This is a genomic window from Kribbella pratensis, from assembly GCF_004365355.1.
GTDB lineage: Bacteria > Actinomycetota > Actinomycetes > Propionibacteriales > Kribbellaceae > Kribbella.
The window spans coordinates 124,932-142,107 of sequence record NZ_SODP01000005.1 but is presented as its reverse complement, the minus strand read 5'-3'; the positions used below and the strand labels follow the sequence as shown (position 1 = coordinate 142,107).

14 protein-coding genes are annotated in these 17,176 nt (G+C 67.6%); all 14 read right to left on the bottom strand.

Going from position 1 to position 17,176, the window contains the following annotated elements; all coding sequences use genetic code 11:
• Positions 1-12: 12 nt before the first annotated feature.
• The 14 genes from EV653_RS38795 to atpA all read right to left on the bottom strand — a co-directional run bounded on the left by EV653_RS38795 (position 13) and on the right by atpA (position 17,159).
• A complete protein-coding gene (locus EV653_RS38795; protein ID WP_134111328.1) occupies positions 13-2,514 on the bottom strand; it encodes a DEAD/DEAH box helicase in 2,502 nt (833 codons plus the stop codon).
• A 72-nt stretch (positions 2,515-2,586) separates the two neighbouring features.
• Positions 2,587-4,197 (bottom strand): extracellular solute-binding protein, encoded by a 1,611-nt coding sequence (locus EV653_RS38790; RefSeq protein ID WP_134111326.1) that lies wholly within the window; start codon positions 4,195-4,197, stop codon positions 2,587-2,589.
• Complete coding sequence (locus EV653_RS38785; RefSeq protein ID WP_134111323.1) at positions 4,194-5,090, bottom strand: carbohydrate ABC transporter permease; 897 nt, start codon at positions 5,088-5,090, stop codon at positions 4,194-4,196. The genes EV653_RS38790 and EV653_RS38785 overlap by 4 nt, the downstream gene beginning before the upstream one ends.
• Complete coding sequence (locus tag EV653_RS38780; protein WP_238160741.1) at positions 5,087-6,166, bottom strand: ABC transporter permease; 1,080 nt, start codon at positions 6,164-6,166, stop codon at positions 5,087-5,089. Before EV653_RS38780 ends, EV653_RS38785 begins: the two co-directional genes overlap by 4 nt.
• A 174-nt stretch (positions 6,167-6,340) precedes the next feature.
• Positions 6,341-7,900, bottom strand: a complete 1,560-nt coding sequence (locus EV653_RS38775) for an FAD-dependent oxidoreductase (protein ID WP_134111321.1) — start codon at positions 7,898-7,900, stop codon at positions 6,341-6,343.
• 3 nt (positions 7,901-7,903) lie between these two features.
• Positions 7,904-8,929: a LacI family DNA-binding transcriptional regulator gene (locus EV653_RS38770; RefSeq protein ID WP_134111319.1), complete on the bottom strand. Its 1,026-nt coding sequence runs from the start codon at positions 8,927-8,929 to the stop codon at positions 7,904-7,906.
• A 115-nt stretch (positions 8,930-9,044) separates the two neighbouring features.
• Positions 9,045-9,914, bottom strand: coding sequence for a TRM11 family SAM-dependent methyltransferase (locus EV653_RS38765; RefSeq protein WP_166679696.1), 870 nt, complete (start codon positions 9,912-9,914; stop codon positions 9,045-9,047).
• A gap of 414 nt (positions 9,915-10,328) precedes the next feature.
• Entirely contained in the window at positions 10,329-11,240 is a 912-nt protein-coding gene (locus EV653_RS38760) for an SDR family NAD(P)-dependent oxidoreductase (protein ID WP_134111315.1), read from the bottom strand.
• A 77-nt stretch (positions 11,241-11,317) separates the two neighbouring features.
• Positions 11,318-12,163: a helix-turn-helix transcriptional regulator gene (locus tag EV653_RS38755; RefSeq protein WP_134111313.1), complete on the bottom strand. Its 846-nt coding sequence runs from the start codon at positions 12,161-12,163 to the stop codon at positions 11,318-11,320.
• A 62-nt stretch (positions 12,164-12,225) separates the two neighbouring features.
• Positions 12,226-12,657, bottom strand: coding sequence for a DUF2550 domain-containing protein (locus tag EV653_RS38750; RefSeq protein WP_134111311.1), 432 nt, complete (start codon positions 12,655-12,657; stop codon positions 12,226-12,228).
• A gap of 98 nt (positions 12,658-12,755) precedes the next feature.
• Positions 12,756-13,145, bottom strand: a complete 390-nt coding sequence (locus EV653_RS38745) for a F0F1 ATP synthase subunit epsilon (RefSeq protein WP_134111309.1) — start codon at positions 13,143-13,145, stop codon at positions 12,756-12,758.
• 1 nt (position 13,146) lies between these two features.
• The gene (gene atpD, locus EV653_RS38740; protein ID WP_134111307.1) at positions 13,147-14,601 is read right to left on the bottom strand and encodes a F0F1 ATP synthase subunit beta; all 1,455 of its coding nucleotides are present in this window, start codon (positions 14,599-14,601) and stop codon (positions 13,147-13,149) included.
• Positions 14,602-14,606: 5 nt separating this feature from the next.
• Positions 14,607-15,518, bottom strand: coding sequence for a F0F1 ATP synthase subunit gamma (locus EV653_RS38735; RefSeq protein ID WP_134111305.1), 912 nt, complete (start codon positions 15,516-15,518; stop codon positions 14,607-14,609).
• A 3-nt stretch (positions 15,519-15,521) separates the two neighbouring features.
• A complete protein-coding gene (gene atpA, locus EV653_RS38730; protein ID WP_134111303.1) occupies positions 15,522-17,159 on the bottom strand; it encodes a F0F1 ATP synthase subunit alpha in 1,638 nt (545 codons plus the stop codon).
• Positions 17,160-17,176: the final 17 nt, after the last annotated feature.

Genomic DNA, 17,176 nt, shown 5'->3' with positions numbered 1-17,176 from the left:
TCCTGCCTGCCTTCAGAGTGGTTTGAACGACACCATTTCGAGGACCAGTTCGCCGGCCTCGTCGGAGGCGTTGAGGTCGACCGAGGCGGTGATTCGCCAGTCGTGGTTGCCTTCGGGGTCGTCGATGATTTGCTGGACCTCCCAGTAGCCGGGGTGTTCCTCGATCAGGAACAGGGCTGGGCCGCGGGCGGCGGGGCCGGTGTTGACCACGTCGTGTTCGGCGTAGTACGCCGTGCCGGCCTCGGCCCAGCGGGCGGCGTCCCAGCCGGCGTCGGCGTCGAGTTGGCCTAGCTCGGCCCAGCGGTGCAGGGCCAGGAGTTCGACGCGGCGGAACATCGCGTTGCGGACGAGGACGCGGAAAGCCCTTGTGTTCAAGGTGATCCGGCGCGGGCCGGTCGGCGTGACCTCCGCCTCCGGCTCGTCGGTGGGGTTGGTCAGCTCCTCCCACTCGTCCAGCAGGCTGGAGTCGGTCTGACGGACGACCTCGCCGAGCCATTCGATCAGGTCGGTCAGGTCCTCGTTCACCTTGTCCGGCGGCACGGTCTGCTTGAGCGCCTTGTACGCGTCGCTCAGATACCGCAGGACGACGCCCTCGGACCGCGCCAGTCCGTAGAAGCCGATGAACTCCCCGAACGTCATCGCCCGCTCGAACATGTCGCGGACGACCGCCTTCGGCGACAACCCGGTGTCCGCGATCCACGGATGCGTCTGCCGGTACATCTCGAACGTTGCCTCAAGCAACTCATTGAGCGGCTTCGGCCAGGTCACCTCCTCGAGCAGCTCCATCCGCTCGTCGTACTCGATGCCCTCGGCCTTCATCGCGTTCACGGCCTCGCCGCGGGCGTGGTGCTCCTGCGCCCACAGCACCGCGCGCGGATCCTCGAGCGTCGCCTCCACGACCGACACCACATCGAGCGCGTACGACGGATCCTCCGGGTCGAGCAGATCCAGCGCGGCCAGGGCGAACGTCGACAGCGGCTGGTTGAGGCTGAAGTCCTTCTGCAGATCCACGGTCAGCCGCAACGACCGGCCGTTCTCGTCGGGCTCGTCGAGCCGCTCGACCACGCCGGCGGTGAGCAGGGTGCGGTAGATCTGGATCGCCCGCCGGATCAACCGGACCTGGGCGCGGGAGTCCTCGTGGTTGTCGCGGAGCAGGTGCCGCATGCTCGCGAACGCGTTACCGTCGCGTGCGATGACGTTCAGCAGCATCGCGTGACTGACCCGCATCCGCGACTGCAGCGCCTCGGGCTCAGCAGCGACGAGACGGTCGAACGTGTCCTCGCCCCAGGTGACGAAACCCTCCGGCGGCTTCTTCCGCTGCACCTTGCGCTGCTTCTTCGGGTCGTCGCCGGCCTTCGCCAGGGCCTTCACGTTCTCGACGACGTGATCCGGCGCCTGGACGACGACAGTGCCGGAGGTGTCGTACCCGGCCCGGCCGGCCCGTCCTGCGATCTGGTGGAACTCGCGCGCCTTCAGGATCCGCTGCCGACGTCCGTCGTACTTGCTCAGAGCCGTGAGTACGACGGTCCGGATCGGCACGTTGATACCGACCCCGAGCGTGTCCGTACCGCAGATCACCTTGAGCAGCCCGGCCTGCGCCAACTGCTCAACCAGCCGGCGGTACTTCGGGAGCATGCCGGCGTGATGCACGCCGATGCCGTGCTTCACGAGCCGCTGCAACGTCCGGCCGAACCCCTTGCTGAACCGGAAGTTGCCGATCAGCTCGTTGATCTTGTCCTTCTCCTCCTTCGAGGAGACGTTGATGCTCATCAGCGCCTGCGCGCGTTCGAGCGCGGCGGCCTGGGTGAAGTGGACGACGTACACCGGGGCCTGATGGGTGGTGAGCAGCTCCTCGAGCGTTTCGTGCAGCGCAGTGGTGACGTACTTGTAGATCAGCGGCACCGGGCGTTCGCCGGACGCGACGATCGCGGTCGGGCGGCCGGTACGGCGCGACAGGTCGATCTTGAACCGCTCGACGTCGCCGAGGGTCGCGGACATCAGGATGAACTGCGCCTTCGGCAGCTCGAGCAGCGGGACCTGCCAGGCCCAGCCGCGATCCGGCTCGGAGTAGAAGTGGAACTCGTCCATCACGACCTGGCCGACGTCCGCGTCCGACCCTTCGCGCAGGGCGATGTTGGCCAGGACTTCCGCCGTACAGCAGATGATCGGGGCGCCGGCGTTGACGGACGCGTCACCGGTGAGCATGCCGACCTTGTCCGCGCCGAACACGTCGCACAGCGCGAAGAACTTCTCCGACACCAGCGCCTTGATCGGGGCCGTGTAGAACGTCCGCTGCCCGTGCGCGAGCGCCGCGAAGTGCGCGCCGGTGGCCACCAGGCTCTTCCCGGAGCCGGTCGGCGTCGACAGGATCACGTTCGACCCGGTCATCACCTCGATCAACGCCTCTTCCTGAGCCGGGTACAGCGAGATCCCCTGCTCCCCCACCCAACGCGCGAACACGTCGTACAGGTCGTCAGGCTCGGTCGTCCCCGGCAGTTGCTCAGTCAGCGTCATCGCGACCCATTGTCCCCGACACCCGAAAACAGCTGCCGTCGCACCTCCGCGAAGATGCGACGGCAGCGGCGATTACTTGCGGCCCTGGATCGCCAGGGCTTGTTCGTACTCGTTGCGGATGGCGTCGGCACCGGACTTCCGGTAGTCGGCCACGGCGTCGTCCCAGGAGTTGACGTCGGCACGGCCGAGCTGGATGTCCTTGGTGATGGCGTCCATCCGGGTGTCGAGGATCTTGCCCTTGGTCGACTGGGTCGGTGAGTACAGACCGTACGTCGGCGGCAGGATCGCCGTCGGCAGTACCGCCTTGAAGTGGTTGTACGCGGTGTCGACGGCCTCCGGATGGCCCGGGAAGTACGCCGGGTACGGCCCGTCGGCGAGGTACTGGATCGGGAACTCGCCGAGGCAGACCTCGCTGCCGCCGTCCTTGGTCAGCACCGGGTCGGTGCCGTTCAGCGTGTAGTGCCGCCCGGGAAGACCGAACTTGCGGAACAGGTACTCCTCCGTCCCGAACGGCGCCGCCATCCAGTTCAGCACCCGCAGCAGCATCTTCGTGCGCTCCGGCGAACTCGGCCGGATCGCGGCGATCGAGTTGTTCGGCGAGCCGAGCAGCACCCGACCGACCTTGCCGTCCGCGGCCCGCGGAACCGGGATCGAGATGCTGAAGCTGTCGTCCGTGGCCCGCCGGTAGAAGCTCTGGATCGACGAGTACGTGTCCTGCGTCATCACCGCCGATCCCTGGGTGAACCAGACCTTCTGGTTGTTCTTCGCGACGCCGTCCGGATGGATCACGCCGTCCTTCACCATCTGCCGGGTGATCGCCAGCATCTCCTTGTGTTCCGGCAGTTCCCGGCTGTGCACCAGCTTGCCGTCGCGCACCTCCCAGCCGTTGGGCAGGCCGAGCATCGCGCTCACGGCCGCGGTCGGCGGCACCGCGAAGCCCCACCGGTTCTTCTTCCCGTCGGTGACCGCCTTCGCGACCTTCTGCAGCTCGTCGACGTTCGGCGAGCCGAGCTCGACCCCTAGCTTGTCCAGCAGGTCCTGCCGGACCAGCAAGGTGTTGGTGGACATGACCCCGCGCTGGATCGGAACGGCGCGGATACCGCCGGAGAACACGCACCCGCGCCACGACGCCTGCGGCGCGTTCGCCAGGAACGGATACTCGAGGATCGCGTCGCCGGACAGGTACTCGGTCAGATCCTGCGCCCGCGCCTCCAGGAACTGCGGCAGGTAGGCGAATCCGCCGTCGATGTTGAACAGGTCGCCCAACGTGTCACCGGCGACCGAGGTGGCGAACTTGTTCGGATAGTCCGTCGCCGCGGTGATGTTCAGCTCGAGTGGCGTCCCGAGCCGCCGGTTCAGCTCCTGCCAGTAGGGGTTGCGGTCCGCGGTCGGCGGGATCGGGTTCGACGTCAACGTCGTACCGGTGATCTTGCTTCCGTCCCCCGGAGCGCCGTCGGTCACCTTCGCCGGCTTCGCCGGGAACCGGTAGAAGCAGTCCGGCATCAACGGATGACTCCGCGGCAGGTCCGGCTTCGGCCCGTCGAACCGCTTGTACGTCGGCAGCGCGACCGGCTTGTTCAGCGCCGCGATGTCGTCGGAGCGGGTCACGGTGGAGCACCCGGTGAGGCTGACCGCGGCCGCCGCAAGCGACCCGCCGAGGAGGGTCCTTCTGCTGACGGTCATCCCTTCACCGCCCCGGTCAGCATGCCCTTGGCGAAGTGCCGCTGCAGGAACGGGTACACGATCAGGATCGGGACGAGCGATACCACCAGGATCGCCATCTGGATCGACTCCTGCGGCGGCAGCTGATCGGCCGCAGCTCCACCGAGATCACCGCTGCTGAGCTCGGTGTTGTTGATGACGTACGTCCGCAGTACCAGCTGCAACGGCCACTTCGCGGTGTCGCTGATGTAGAGCATCGCGTTGAAGAACGCGTTCCAGTACCCGACCGCGTAGAACAACCCGACGACCGCGAGCACCGCCCGGGACAGCGGCAGCACGATCGACCAGAAGATCCGGAAGTCGCCGGCGCCGTCGATCCGGGCCGAGTCCAGCACCGAATCCGGGATGCCCATGAAGAACGAGCGGAGCACGATCACGTTGAAGCCGCTGATCGCCGTCGGCAGGATCAGCGCGAACAGCGAGTCGAGCAGCCCGAACTGCTTCACCACCAGGTAGTTCGGGATCAGGCCCGGGCTGAACAGGATGCTGAACAGCACGATCATCAGGATCGGCCGCTGCCCGAACGACCCCGGCCGGCTGAGCGAGTAGGCCAGCATCGTCGACCCGGCGAGACTGATCAGCGTGCCGCCGACCGCGATCACGACGCTGACCAGCAGCGCCCGCTGCACCACTCCTCCGTTGAAGATCGCCTTGTACGCATCCAGGTGCAACGCGTCCGGCCACAGCACGAACCCACCAGAGTTCGTGACGTGTTGCTGGCTGGCGATGCTGGTCGAGATGACGCCGAGGAACGGGATGACGACGACCGCGCAACAGACCACCAGGACGACGGTCTTGAGAACCCGCGACGACATCGCGGGTCCGTCCTCGATGCCTTTCTGGATTGTGCTCATTTCTGGTACACCCCCGCCTCACCGAAGATGTGCGCAATCTTGTTGGCGCCGAGCACCAGGACGACGGCAACAAGACCCTTCACCAGGCCGACCGCGGCCGACACACCCCATTGACCTGCGAGTACGCCGTTGTTGTAGACGTACGTGTCGAGTACTTCGGAGGCCGGTCTGCCGACCAGGTTCTGCTGCAGGATGATCTGCTCGAAGCCCACGGTCAGTGAGTCGCCGAGGCGCAGGATCAGCAGCAGGATGATCAGGCCACGGATGCCGGGCACCGTCACGTGCCACAGTTGCCGCCATCTGGAGGCGCCGTCGACCCGGGCGGCCTCGTACAGCCCGGGATCGATCTGGGTCAGCGCGGCCAGGAACAGGATCGTTCCCCAGCCGGTGTCCTTCCAGATCACCTGGCTGGTCAGCAGCGCGATGAAGCTGTCCGGATTGCCGAGGAAGTCGATCGTGCCCATCCCGTGCGAGCGCAGGAAGTTGTTGATCAGCCCGCTGCCGCCGAGGATCTGCTGGAAGATCGCGATCACGATCACCCAGGACAGGAAGTGCGGCAGGTACAGCACCGACTGCACGACCCGCTTGATCCGCTCCGACAGCAGGCTGTTCAGCAGCAGCGCCAGCGCGATCGGCGCCGGGAACACGAAGATGACCTGCACCAGGGTGATCAGCAGCGTGTTCTTGAGCGCGTTGAGGAACTCCTGGTCGCCGTTGAAGATCACGGCGAAGTTGTCCAGTCCGACCCACGCGCTGCGTCCGAACGGGACGAACGGCAGGTACTCCTGGAACGCGATCAGGTTCCCGAGCAGCGGCAGGTAATGGAACACCAGCAGCAGGACCAGCCCCGGAAGGGCCATCAGCAACAGGACCTTGTCCCGGCGGGCCCGCGCCCACCAGGACAGCGGCTTGCCGCCCGACCGGCTGCCGGACCTACTGCCGGACCGACTGCCGGATCTTCTGCCGAATCTTCTGTCGGTAGCCGTGCCCGGTGGTCCGGACCCGGTCGCTCCGGCCCTGTCGCTCGGGGTCGTCCGGTCCGTCTGGAGGCTGTTGAGTGCGTCTGTTCGAGCCACGCGAGACTCCCTGGGTGGTTGTCGTCGCTCCCGCAACGGAGAGCGTTTTCCGTTCCCCTTTGTTCGATGCTGTCGTGCCTTGGGGAATCGCGCAGCTTCGGTCGGAGCGTCATCCAGGATTCGTGACCAGTTGACCACCGGACGTGATCAACCGCACGGACGGTTACCGTCCCTTCACTCGCGATGGGTGCGGATCTCGTCCGGCCAGGCCAGCGGGATCTTCAGCGTGTCCGTGAGCAGGCGCTGATAGTCGGCCAGGTGGGTCGGATCGTTGCGGACCTTGCGTGGTGACAGGCCCTCGGTCAGGCAGAAGCCGACCAGTGCGCCGACCGCCTCGCCGATGCTCCATTCGACCGGGTGCAGGCGGTAGCAGCCGTTGGTGATGTGCGTCGTGCCGATGTTCTTGTTCGCGGGCAGCAGGTTGTCGACGCGGACCGGGATCAGCGCACCGAGCGGGATCTGGAACGGGTACGCCTCGATGTCGACGTACGTCCGCCCAGCCGTGCTCGGGTGCAGATCGATCCGGTAGCGACCGAGCCCGACGGTGTCCTCGAACACCTCACTGCCCGCGCCGTCCGGCCGCGCCTCGACGCCGACGTGCTGCTCGAGCACGGTGAACTCGGCCTGGATGCGGCGCGACTCGCGGATGTACGGCGCCTTGGCCAGGCCGTCCGAAGTACCGGTGACATCGGGACGCAGCGTCAGACCGGGATAACCGCCCTCGGTCTGCATCCAGTAGAGGAAGGACAACGAGAGATCGCGGCTCGCGGCAAGCGCCTTCGCCGGGTCGGGCCCACCGACCAGCGGCTGTTCCCAGTAGTCGAGCTGCGGCCAGTTCACCACCGTGACGTCCGGGATCGCCTTGTCGATAAAGTTGCTTCTGGCAAGGATTTGTCGATACCGCCAGAGCGAGAACGGCGCCCGGCGAGCCGGGTTCGCTTCGAGCAACTTCCACTCGCGCTGCTCCAGCGTGACCGGTACGACGTCCGTCCAGGACAGCTGCGGTCCCGGCCAGAACGGCGCGACCGTGTCCCGCCAGTGGTCGTAGGTGGCCGGGCGGTCGATGGTGTGATCCTCCCCTGCCCGGTGCTCGAGCGCGAAGCACCACGAGAACGCCTGCTGATCAAGGGGATTCGCAACCTCCGGCGCGTGCAGCTCGCCGGTCTGCTCGTGACCTTCCGCACCGATCACGTGCTCGACTCCTCCAAGCTCGAGCAGATCGCCGAGCTCGGTCGCGTCGACGACGTACGTCGCGGACACCGTCAGCTCATCGCCGCTGCGCACATCCCGAAGCGTCACCGCCTCGATCTCGTCGCCGACAACGTGTGCCGCGACCGACTGATGCTCGAGGAACACCCGGAGCCGGCCGGACGCTCGCCAAGGAGCGAGCATCTCCTCAAGTACGGCGGCGGCCACCCGCGGCTCATGGCAGAACCGGCTGACGACACCGAGGCCGGGATCGAGCAGTGGATCGGCGGCCGCCTCGGGCGTCAGCGGATAGTTGCGGCGGTAGTAGTCGCGGATCCGGCGGCGCAGTTCGGCGTACCCGCTCGCGGCGTACTGCTCGATCCACGGGTGCTCGTCGGGTGGCACGAGCTGGCTGGTCAGCTGCCCGCCCAGCCAGTCGGTCGGCTCGGTCAGTACGACGCGGCGACCGAGCCGTACTGCGGTCAGCGCCGCAGCGACCCCGCCGAGACCGCCGCCGACGACCAGCACATCCGTCGCGAGTTCCACCCGTCACTCCTTCGATTGGGGTGGCGCGGCAACGGTTTCGCCGGCCACCAGCTCACAGGCCACCAGTCGGCTGACCGGTTCCTCGTCCGGGTTCTCGACCCGGGCCACCAGGGCGTCGATCGCGATCCGGCCGATCTCCTTGCGCGGGACGACCAGGCAGTCCCAGCGGTGACCGGCTTCGTTGCCCGGCCCCTCCAGCACCGCGACCGACAGGTCCGCCGGGATGCTCAACCCACGCACTGCCAACCCGGTCCGCAGTTGCTCGGCCAGGCCGACGGTCTCGGCGACCACCGCGGTCTCGGGTCCGGACGCCAGTTCGTCCAGCCACTCCTCGGTAAGCTCCGGTTCGCCGCGGAATCCGGGCGAGCGGTCGTGCAGCCCGAGCCGCTCGATCGCGGCGCGGTAGCCGGCCCGGCGATCGGCGTACGCCTCCTGGTCGATCCCCGAGTGCAGGTAGGCGAAGTGCTGGTGACCGCGCTCGGCCAGGGACGTGACGAGCCGGTCCGCAGCCGAGACATAGTCCGGGATGATGCACGGGATCTCTGCGTCGGCGACCTCGCGACGACCGATGTGCACGAACAGGTACCCGTCGTGCCACAGCCGCGCCAGCTCCTCGCGGTCGGTCGCGGCACCGAGCAGCACGGTGCCGTCGGCGAGGTTCAGCCGGTTCGTCCCGTTGCGGTAGATCCGGCGCCGGCCGTCGCTGGTCCCGGTCGAGGTGAACAGGACCAGGTCGTACCCGATCTCCTCGGCGCGCTCCTCGATCCCGAGCAGGAACTCGAAGTAGAAGTCCTCACGTGCGTGCGGGAACACGGCCTCGAAGGTGTGTACGCCGAGGAGCCGGTTGCGTTTGTTGCGGAGGTTCCGGGCGGCCGCGTTCGGGACGTATCCGAGCTCCTTCACCGCGGCCCGGATCCGCTCCTGGGTCTCCGCCGGGATCCGGTCGATGTCCCCGCTGACCACCCGGGACACAGCGGACTGCGACACGCCCGCGAGCCGGGCGACATCGGATTGTCTCGGCGCTTTCACGCATTCTCCTGCAACTAGAGCGGCTGCACGTTCATACGTATGAGCACTCTGGTATGAGCTACTTCCGGATTGCTCTTACGTATGCGCAGGAACCTACGAACGGTACATGCGCATGTCAAGACCGAGACGGCTCGGCAACGACAATCCGCGGATGCTGCCCGGCGACGGACAGGTCGTAGACGGCGTCGACGCGCCAACCGCGGCCGAATCCGGCAGCCTGCTGCGGGTTGAGGATCGCAACCAGGCGACCGTCGAGAGCTCGGTGCCATCGACGGAGGTACGGCGTGAGGTCGCCGATGCTCAACTGCACGTTCCACGGCGGATTGGTCACGATCCGATCGACGGTCCCCTCCAGCCGAGCCGCATCACCACACCGCCACCTGATACCCGCGCCTGCGGCGTTTTCGTGGGCGGCGGCGATCGCGGTCGGATCCCGATCGATACCTGTGTAGCTTGCTCGTGGCTCGACTGCGTGTGCTTCGAGCAGGAGTGTCCCGGCGCCGCAGAACGGGTCGACGACCCGGTGGTCTGGCGCGATCCCCGCCAGCCGCGCCATCGCAGCGGCAACGGGCGGATGCAGACTCCCCCGCACGGTGCGCGTCCGCCAGCCCCGCCGATGCAGCGGTACGGCGTACGGGCGCAGTCCGACCCACAACGTCTTCCCATCCAGCACGACCCGCCACTCGGACCGCTCGGCCGGCGGCACCGCACCATCGCGCCGCGAGTAGTACCGCCCGCCGAGCCGCGCACCCACCAGGTCCTCGATATCGAACCGGTTGAAGTTCCGCGGTCCGACGAACGACGCACTAACCGCGAACGCACCCTGCCCCGCCGGCAACTCCAGCGACCGAACCGCCGCCGCCAGCGCGTCCCGGGTCCGCCCAGGATCCACCACAACACCATGGACGACGAAGACATCGTCCGCCAGCCGCGGCCGAGCGGACTCGCCCGGCGCCCACTCGACAACCACCTGCCGCTTGGACATCTCAACCACCCGATGCCCCGCAGCGACGACTTCTTCAGCCGCCAGCTTTTCCAACCCCGCAACAGTCCGCACCAGCACCAAGTGCATGGAGAATCTCCCGGATAGCACCCGGGAACAACCAACCGGTCACTCCCGCATCGCTGACCGCGGGAAACCTCGAACAGGCCAGCGGGAAGCCAGGTCCTGGCTGGTGATCCAGCGCCGTAGCGAGGAGGTGCTCGGTGCGGTGCATCGGCGTGCGGGGGCGAAGGGGGCGATGCGGAGCATCGTTCCCTTTGCACCCGTGCGGCGAGGCGCCGTGCCGAGTGCCCCGCAGTAGGCGGTGGATTACCAGGCAGGACCTTCGCCGACGCGGAAGAAGTATGTCTCCATGCCGGAGATGATGGCACGCACCGCATGCCGCAAACTATCGAATTACGGCGCGGCCGGAACGGTCGCGAGGAACGCCCGCGTCTCCGCGACAACCCGCTCGCTGAACCCGGGATCACGCACCTGCGCCGAGCCGAGCATCGGCTTGCCGCGCTCGTCGTAGTAGACGCCCGACGCGTCGGAGTCGGCGGTCAGGACCTCGGCGATCACCCGAGCGGCGCGCTTCGGCGTGCTCCAGTACTTGATCATCGGCGCCAACGGCGACAGGACGTACTTCGACAAGAACACCAGCAGCGGTCCGGCGTCACGGCTGAGGCCGCTACCGGGGCTGAATCCCGGCTCGACCGCGTTGAAGCGCAGGCGGGGCGTCTCGCGCGCGAACGCCAGTACCGTCGCGAGATTGCCCTGCTTCGAGGTCGCGTAGGCGTCGAGGCCGGGTCGCGTGGACCCGCCTGGCTTCCACTCACCACGGACACTCGCCTCGACCGAGACGAAACGTGCGCCGCGAAACCCGGCCATGACGGCAGGCCTGCGTTCGGGATCCTCGACGGCGGAGCAGACGAACACCACATTGGCACCGTCCGGCAGGTGCGGCACAAGAGCCTCCGTGAAGGCGAACGGACCGAGGTGGTTGGTCGCGTACGTGAGATCCCAACCCTGCCGCGTCGTGCGGCTCTCCAGCGGGAAGATGCCGGCGTTGTTCAGCACCCCGGCGATCTGCAGGCCGAGGGCGACGATCTCGCCGGCGGCTCGCCGTACGCTCCCGACATCGGAGAAGTCGGCGACGACCGGAACCGCCTGTCCGCCTCGCGCCTCGATCTGCTGCTCGACCACGGCGAGCTTGGCCGGATCGCGCCCGACCAGTACGACCGTGCCGTACGCGGCGAGTTCGAGGGCGGTACGACGGCCGATGCCGGACGTCGGCCCGGTGATGATCCATGCATTCTGCGAGTTCATACGACGAGTCTCGGTCGGTCGTCGGCGCCCGAACAGCCGTCTGGTTTTCGTAGGACCGAGAGGGCCAGGACCGGCGCTCACTCCACCAGCTGCTGCGTCCCGAGGACGACCGCAAGGGCCAGCCGGTCCGCGTCCTCGGTACCCGGCTCGGCAGTGTAGATCATCAGCCGTACGTCGTCGGCGGCGACGAACAGAACGTCGCAGTCGAGAGCGATCGGCCCGACGGTCGGATGATCGACCACCTTGCGCTTCGACGGCTCGGAGTACAGCTCCGGGTCGTCCCGCGCCCACAGGTCAGCGAACTGCGGACTGTGCTCCGCGAGCTCGCGGACCAGCGCGCGCAACTGACGGTCCGCCGGATAGCGCGCCGCAGTCCGGCGCAGGTCGGCCACCTGCCCGGCCAGCAGCTCCGTTTTCTCCTCGGGCGAATGAATCACGCGGGAACCGGGCCCGACGAAGTTGCGCCAGAGCGCATTCCGCTCGAGCCCTTGCCACGCGGTCGTCTCGCCCATCAGCGCGTCGTACGGCGTGTTGGCGTCGAGCAGCGTCCACGTCGCGTCGTACACAGCCACCGGTGTGTCTGCCACCCGATCAAGCAGCCGTTGCACGCTCGCACTGATCCGCGACGGCACCACGTCCGGGCCCGGCGCCGAGAGCCCGGCCAGCTCGAAGAGCAGGTCACGCTCGGAATCGGACACTCGCAGCGCGCGAGCCAGCGCCTCGACCACCTGCGGCGACGGCGATGTCGCCCGGCCTTGTTCCAGCCGGGTCAGGTAGTCGGCCGAGATACCCGCCAGGGCGGCGAGCTCCTCCCGCCGCAGCCCGGTCGCACGGCGACGGCTGCCCGGTGGCAGACCCACCGCGCCGGGCGACACCCGATCGCGCCATCGACGGACCGCCCGGCCGAACTCCCATGCTTCCACCGGTCCAGTGTGCTCGTCCACGACGTACTTATCGTGGCCCTGACACTCCTACGACGAGCGGACTACAGGTAGGTCTGGGTGCTGGGAGGTGCGGATTCCATCCAGGCCAGGACGCCGGTGAGGGCTTCTTCGGTCATGGCGAAGTGGACGGTGCGTCCTTTGAGGTCGGCGTCGACTATGACATGACCGGCGTACGTCACCAGGGGCTCGTTGCCCATCGGGCGGCGGGTGCTGATGCCCTCGAGCTGGCGGCGGTTGACGACGAGCTTCGGCCACCACGCCAGGCTGAAAACGCGGAACCACTGCAGCTCGTCGCCGACGTAGCGGGCCAGGCCGAGGGCCCAGCCGCGGCCGTGGTCCTTCTCGGCGAGCTGCAGGCTGCAATCAAAAGTTCCGCCGTCCCTGGACAACCAGCGACGGCGGAACGCGACAAGCACGATGAACAGTACGGCGGCAAGCAGACAGACCCCGACGACATCGAGGACTGTCCTCATACCTTGCCGACCCTTTCCGGTGCCCAATGTCCGGTACACCCCGGGCACCGGAGGAGAACCGTACTGTCAGTGACGATATTTGATTATGGCAGGTGGGGTTACGAGGTCTGTTCGGCGGCCCGGACCCTGGCCTCGGCGAGGCGCAACTCGTCGGCGTCGGCGTCGGCCAGACCGGCCGCCAGCGCCTGCTCGAGCTCGCGCCGAGCCTCCTCCAGGTCGATGTCGTGACCCATCTCGGCGTTCTCGGCCAGGATCGAGACCCGGTCGTTGGCCACCGAGATGAACCCGTCCGGCGCGGCCGCGACGAAGTACTCGTCGTCGACGGTCCGCACCTGGACGGTGCCGCCCTGCAGCAGCCCCAGCAGTGGCGCGTGGCCGGGCAGGATGCCGACGTCGCCGTCCGTGGTGCGGGCGATCACGATCTTCGCCTCGCCCTGCCAGACCGTCCGCTCGGCGGCGACGAGCGCCACCTCCAAGTGGTCAGCCATCTCAGTTTTCCTTCTGCAGCTCGGCCCACTTGCGGTCGACGTCCTCGAGCGAACCGACGTTGAAGAAGGCCTGCTCGGCGACGTGGTCGTACTCGCCCTCGGTGATCTTCTTGAACGACTCGATCGTGTCCTTCAGCGGCACGGTCGAACCCGGGATGTTGGTGAACTTCTCCGCCATGTAGGTGTTCTGCGAGAGGAACTGCTCGATCCGGCGCGCGCGGGCGACGGTGATCTTGTCCTCTTCGGAGAGCTCGTCGACACCGAGGATCGCGATGATGTCCTGCAGTTCCTTGTTCTTCTGCAGGATCTGCTTCACCCGGACGGCCACGTCGTAGTGCTCCTGGCCGATGTACTGCGGGTCGAGGATCCGCGACGTCGAGGTCAGCGGGTCGACGGCCGGGTACAGACCCCGGGCGGCGATGTCACGCGAGAGCTCGGTGGTCGCGTCCAGGTGCGCGAACGTGGTGGCCGGCGCCGGGTCGGTGTAGTCGTCGGCGGGCACGTAGATCGCCTGCATCGAGGTGATCGAGTGACCGCGGGTCGACGTGATCCGCTCCTGCAGCACGCCCATCTCGTCGGCGAGGTTCGGCTGGTAACCGACGGCGCTCGGCATCCGGCCGAGCAGCGTGGAGACCTCGGAACCGGCCTGGGTGAACCGGAAGATGTTGTCGATGAACAGCAGCACGTCCTGCTGCGCGACGTCGCGGAAGTACTCCGCCATCGTCAGCGCCGACAGCGCGACCCGCAGGCGCGTGCCCGGCGGCTCGTCCATCTGGCCGAACACCAGTGCGGTGTCCTTGAAGACGCCGGCCTCTTCCATCTCGTTGATGAGGTCGTTGCCCTCACGGGTCCGCTCGCCCACGCCGGCGAACACCGACGTACCACCGAAGTTGTGGGCGATCCGGTAGATCATCTCCTGGATCAGAACGGTCTTGCCGACACCCGCACCGCCGAACAGGCCGATCTTCCCGCCCTGCACGTACGGCGTGAGCAGGTCGAGCACCTTGATGCCGGTCTCCAGCATCTCGGTCTTGGACTCGAGCTGGTCGAAGGCCGGCGCCTTGCGGTGGATCGGCCAGCGCTCGGTGATCTCGAACTCGGACTCGTCCTGGCTCAGGCACTTGCCGGTGACCGACCAGACCCGGCCCTTGGTGACGTCGCCGACCGGCACCGAGATCGCAGCGCCGGTGTCGCGCACCTCGGCGCCACGGACCAGGCCGTCGGTCGGCTTCATCGAGATCGCGCGGACGATGTTGTCACCGACGTGCAGCGCAACCTCGAGGGTGATCGTCTGGGTCAGGTCGCCCAGGGTGATGTCCACCTCGAGCGCGTTGTACATGTCCGGCATCGCGTCCACTGGGAACTCGACGTCGACGACCGGGCCGATCACCCGGGCGACGCGACCGATGCCGGTGGCACCCGCCTCGTTGTTCTTCTCGGTAACCGTGGCAGTCATCTCTCTCACTCGCTCCCGGCGTTCGCGTCGGCCAGCGCGCTGGCGCCACCGACGATCTCGCTGATTTCCTGGGTAATTTGTGCCTGCCGGGCCTGGTTCAGATCCCGGGTCAGGCTCTCGATCAGGTCCTGCGCGTTGTCGGTCGCAGACTTCATCGCCCGCTGCCGGTTGGCCAGCTCGGACGCAGCCGCCTGCAGCATGCAGTAGTGGATCCGGCTGGCGACGTACTTCGGCAGCAGCCCGTCGAGCACCTCTTCGGCGGACGGCTCGAACTCGTACAGCGGCAGGACGTCGTCCGCGGCCGGCGCCTCCTCGCCCTCGATGACCTCCAGCGGCAGCAGCCGGATCACGTCCGGGCGCTGGGTCAGCATCGACACGAACCGGGTGAAGACGATATGGATCTCGTCCACGCCGCCCTCCTCGGTCGGGGTCAGGAACGCCTCGATCAGCGCATCCGCGATCTCCCGGGCCCGGGCGAACGACGGCGCGTCGGAGTCGCCGGTCCACGACTGCGCGATCTCGCGCTGCCGGAACGTGTAGTACGCCAGTCCCTTGCGGCCGCTGAGGTAGGAGACGATCTGCTTGTCGTCCTCCCGCAGCATCTGGTGCAGCCGCTCGCCCTCACGGATCACGTTCGCCGAGTACGCACCGGCCTGGCCGCGGTCGGAGGTGATCAGCAGAACGGCGGCCCGCTTGGGGTTCGGCTTCTCGGTGGTCAGCGGGTGGTCGACGTTCGAGAACGTCGCCACCGCCGACACGGCGCGGGTGAGCTCACGCGCGTACGGACCGGCCGCCTGGGCGCGCTGCTGCGCCTTGACGATCCGGGACGCCGCGATGAGCTCCATCGCACGGGTGAGCTTCTTGATCGTGGAGACCGAGGCCTTCCGATCACGAAGCTCCCGCAGGTTGGCCGGCATCGGTCAGCTCCGCTTCTGCTTGACGATCTGCTCCTGCTCGACGTCCTCTTCGTCCATCGCCTCGGCCTCGGCCTCGGTCCCCAGCAGGGTGCCCTCGGAGGTCTGGAACGTCGGCTTGAACGCCTTCAGGGCGTCGGTGACGGCCTGCGCCTCGTCGTCGCCGAACAGCCCGGACTCACGGATCGCGTCGAGCACCTTGCTCTCGCGCCGCAGGTAGTCCAGGAAGTCCCGCTCGAAGCGGAGTACGTCGTCGACCGGCACGTCGTCGAAGTGGCCGCGGGTACCGGCCCAGATGGAGACGATCTGGTCCTCCACCGGGTACGGCGAGTACTGCGGCTGACGCAGCAGCTGGACCAGCCGCTGACCGCGGTCGAGCTGCCGGCGGGAGGTGGCGTCGAGGTCGGACGCGAACATCGCGAACGCCTCCATCGCCCGGAACTGGGCCAGGTCGATCTTCAGCGAGCCGGACACGTTCTTCATGCCCTTGACCTGCGCGGCGCCGCCGACCCGGGAGACCGAGATACCGACGTCGATGGCCGGCCGGATGTTGGCGTTGAACAGGTCCGACTGCAGGAAGATCTGGCCGTCGGTGATCGAGATGACGTTGGTCGGGATGAACGCCGAGACGTCGTTGGCCTTGGTCTCGATGATCGGCAGACCGGTCATCGAGCCCGCGCCGAGCTCGTCGGACAGCTTCGCGCAACGCTCGAGCAGACGGCTGTGCAGGTAGAAGACGTCACCCGGGTACGCCTCGCGGCCCGGCGGGCGGCGCAGCAGCAGCGACATCGCGCGGTACGCCTCGGCCTGCTTGGTCAGGTCGTCGAAGACGATCAGCACGTGCTTGCCCTGGTACATCCAGTGCTGGCCGATGGCCGAGCCGGTGTACGGCGCGACGTACTTGAAGCCGGCCGGGTCGGACGCCGGGGAGGCGACGATCGTGGTGTACTCCATCGCGCCGGCCTCTTCGAGCGCGCCGCGGACGGCGGCGATCGTCGAGCCCTTCTGGCCGATGGCGACGTAGATGCAGCGGACCTGCTTGTCCGGGTCGCCGGACTCCCAGTTCGCCTTCTGGTTGATGATCGTGTCGATCGCGATCGCGGTCTTGCCGGTCTTGCGGTCGCCGATGATCAGCTCACGCTGGCCACGTCCGATCGGGATCATCCCGTCGATCGCCTTGATACCGGTCTGCAGCGGCTGGCGGACCTCCTGGCGGTCCATCACGCCGGCCGCCTGCAGCTCCAGCGCGCGGTCGCCCTCGAGGCCCTGGATCTCGCCCAGGCCGTCGATGGGCTTGCCCAGCGGGTCGACGACCCGGCCGAGGTAGCCCTCGCCGACCGGAACCGACAGCACCTGACCGGTCCGGCGGACCTGCTGGCCCTCCTCGATCCCGTCGAACTCACCGAGAACGACGACACCGATGTCGCGGACGTCCAGGTTCAGCGCGATGCCCCGGGTGCCGTCCTCGAACTCGAGCAGTTCGTTGGTCATCGCCGAGGGCAGACCCTCGACGTGCGCGATACCGTCGCCGGCGTCGACGACGGTGCCGACCTCTTCCGCGGACGTCTCGGCGGGTTGGTACTCGTGAACGAACTGATCCAGGGCGTCCCGGATCTCCTCCGGCCTGATCGTGAGCTCAGCCATCTCTATATCCTGCTTCC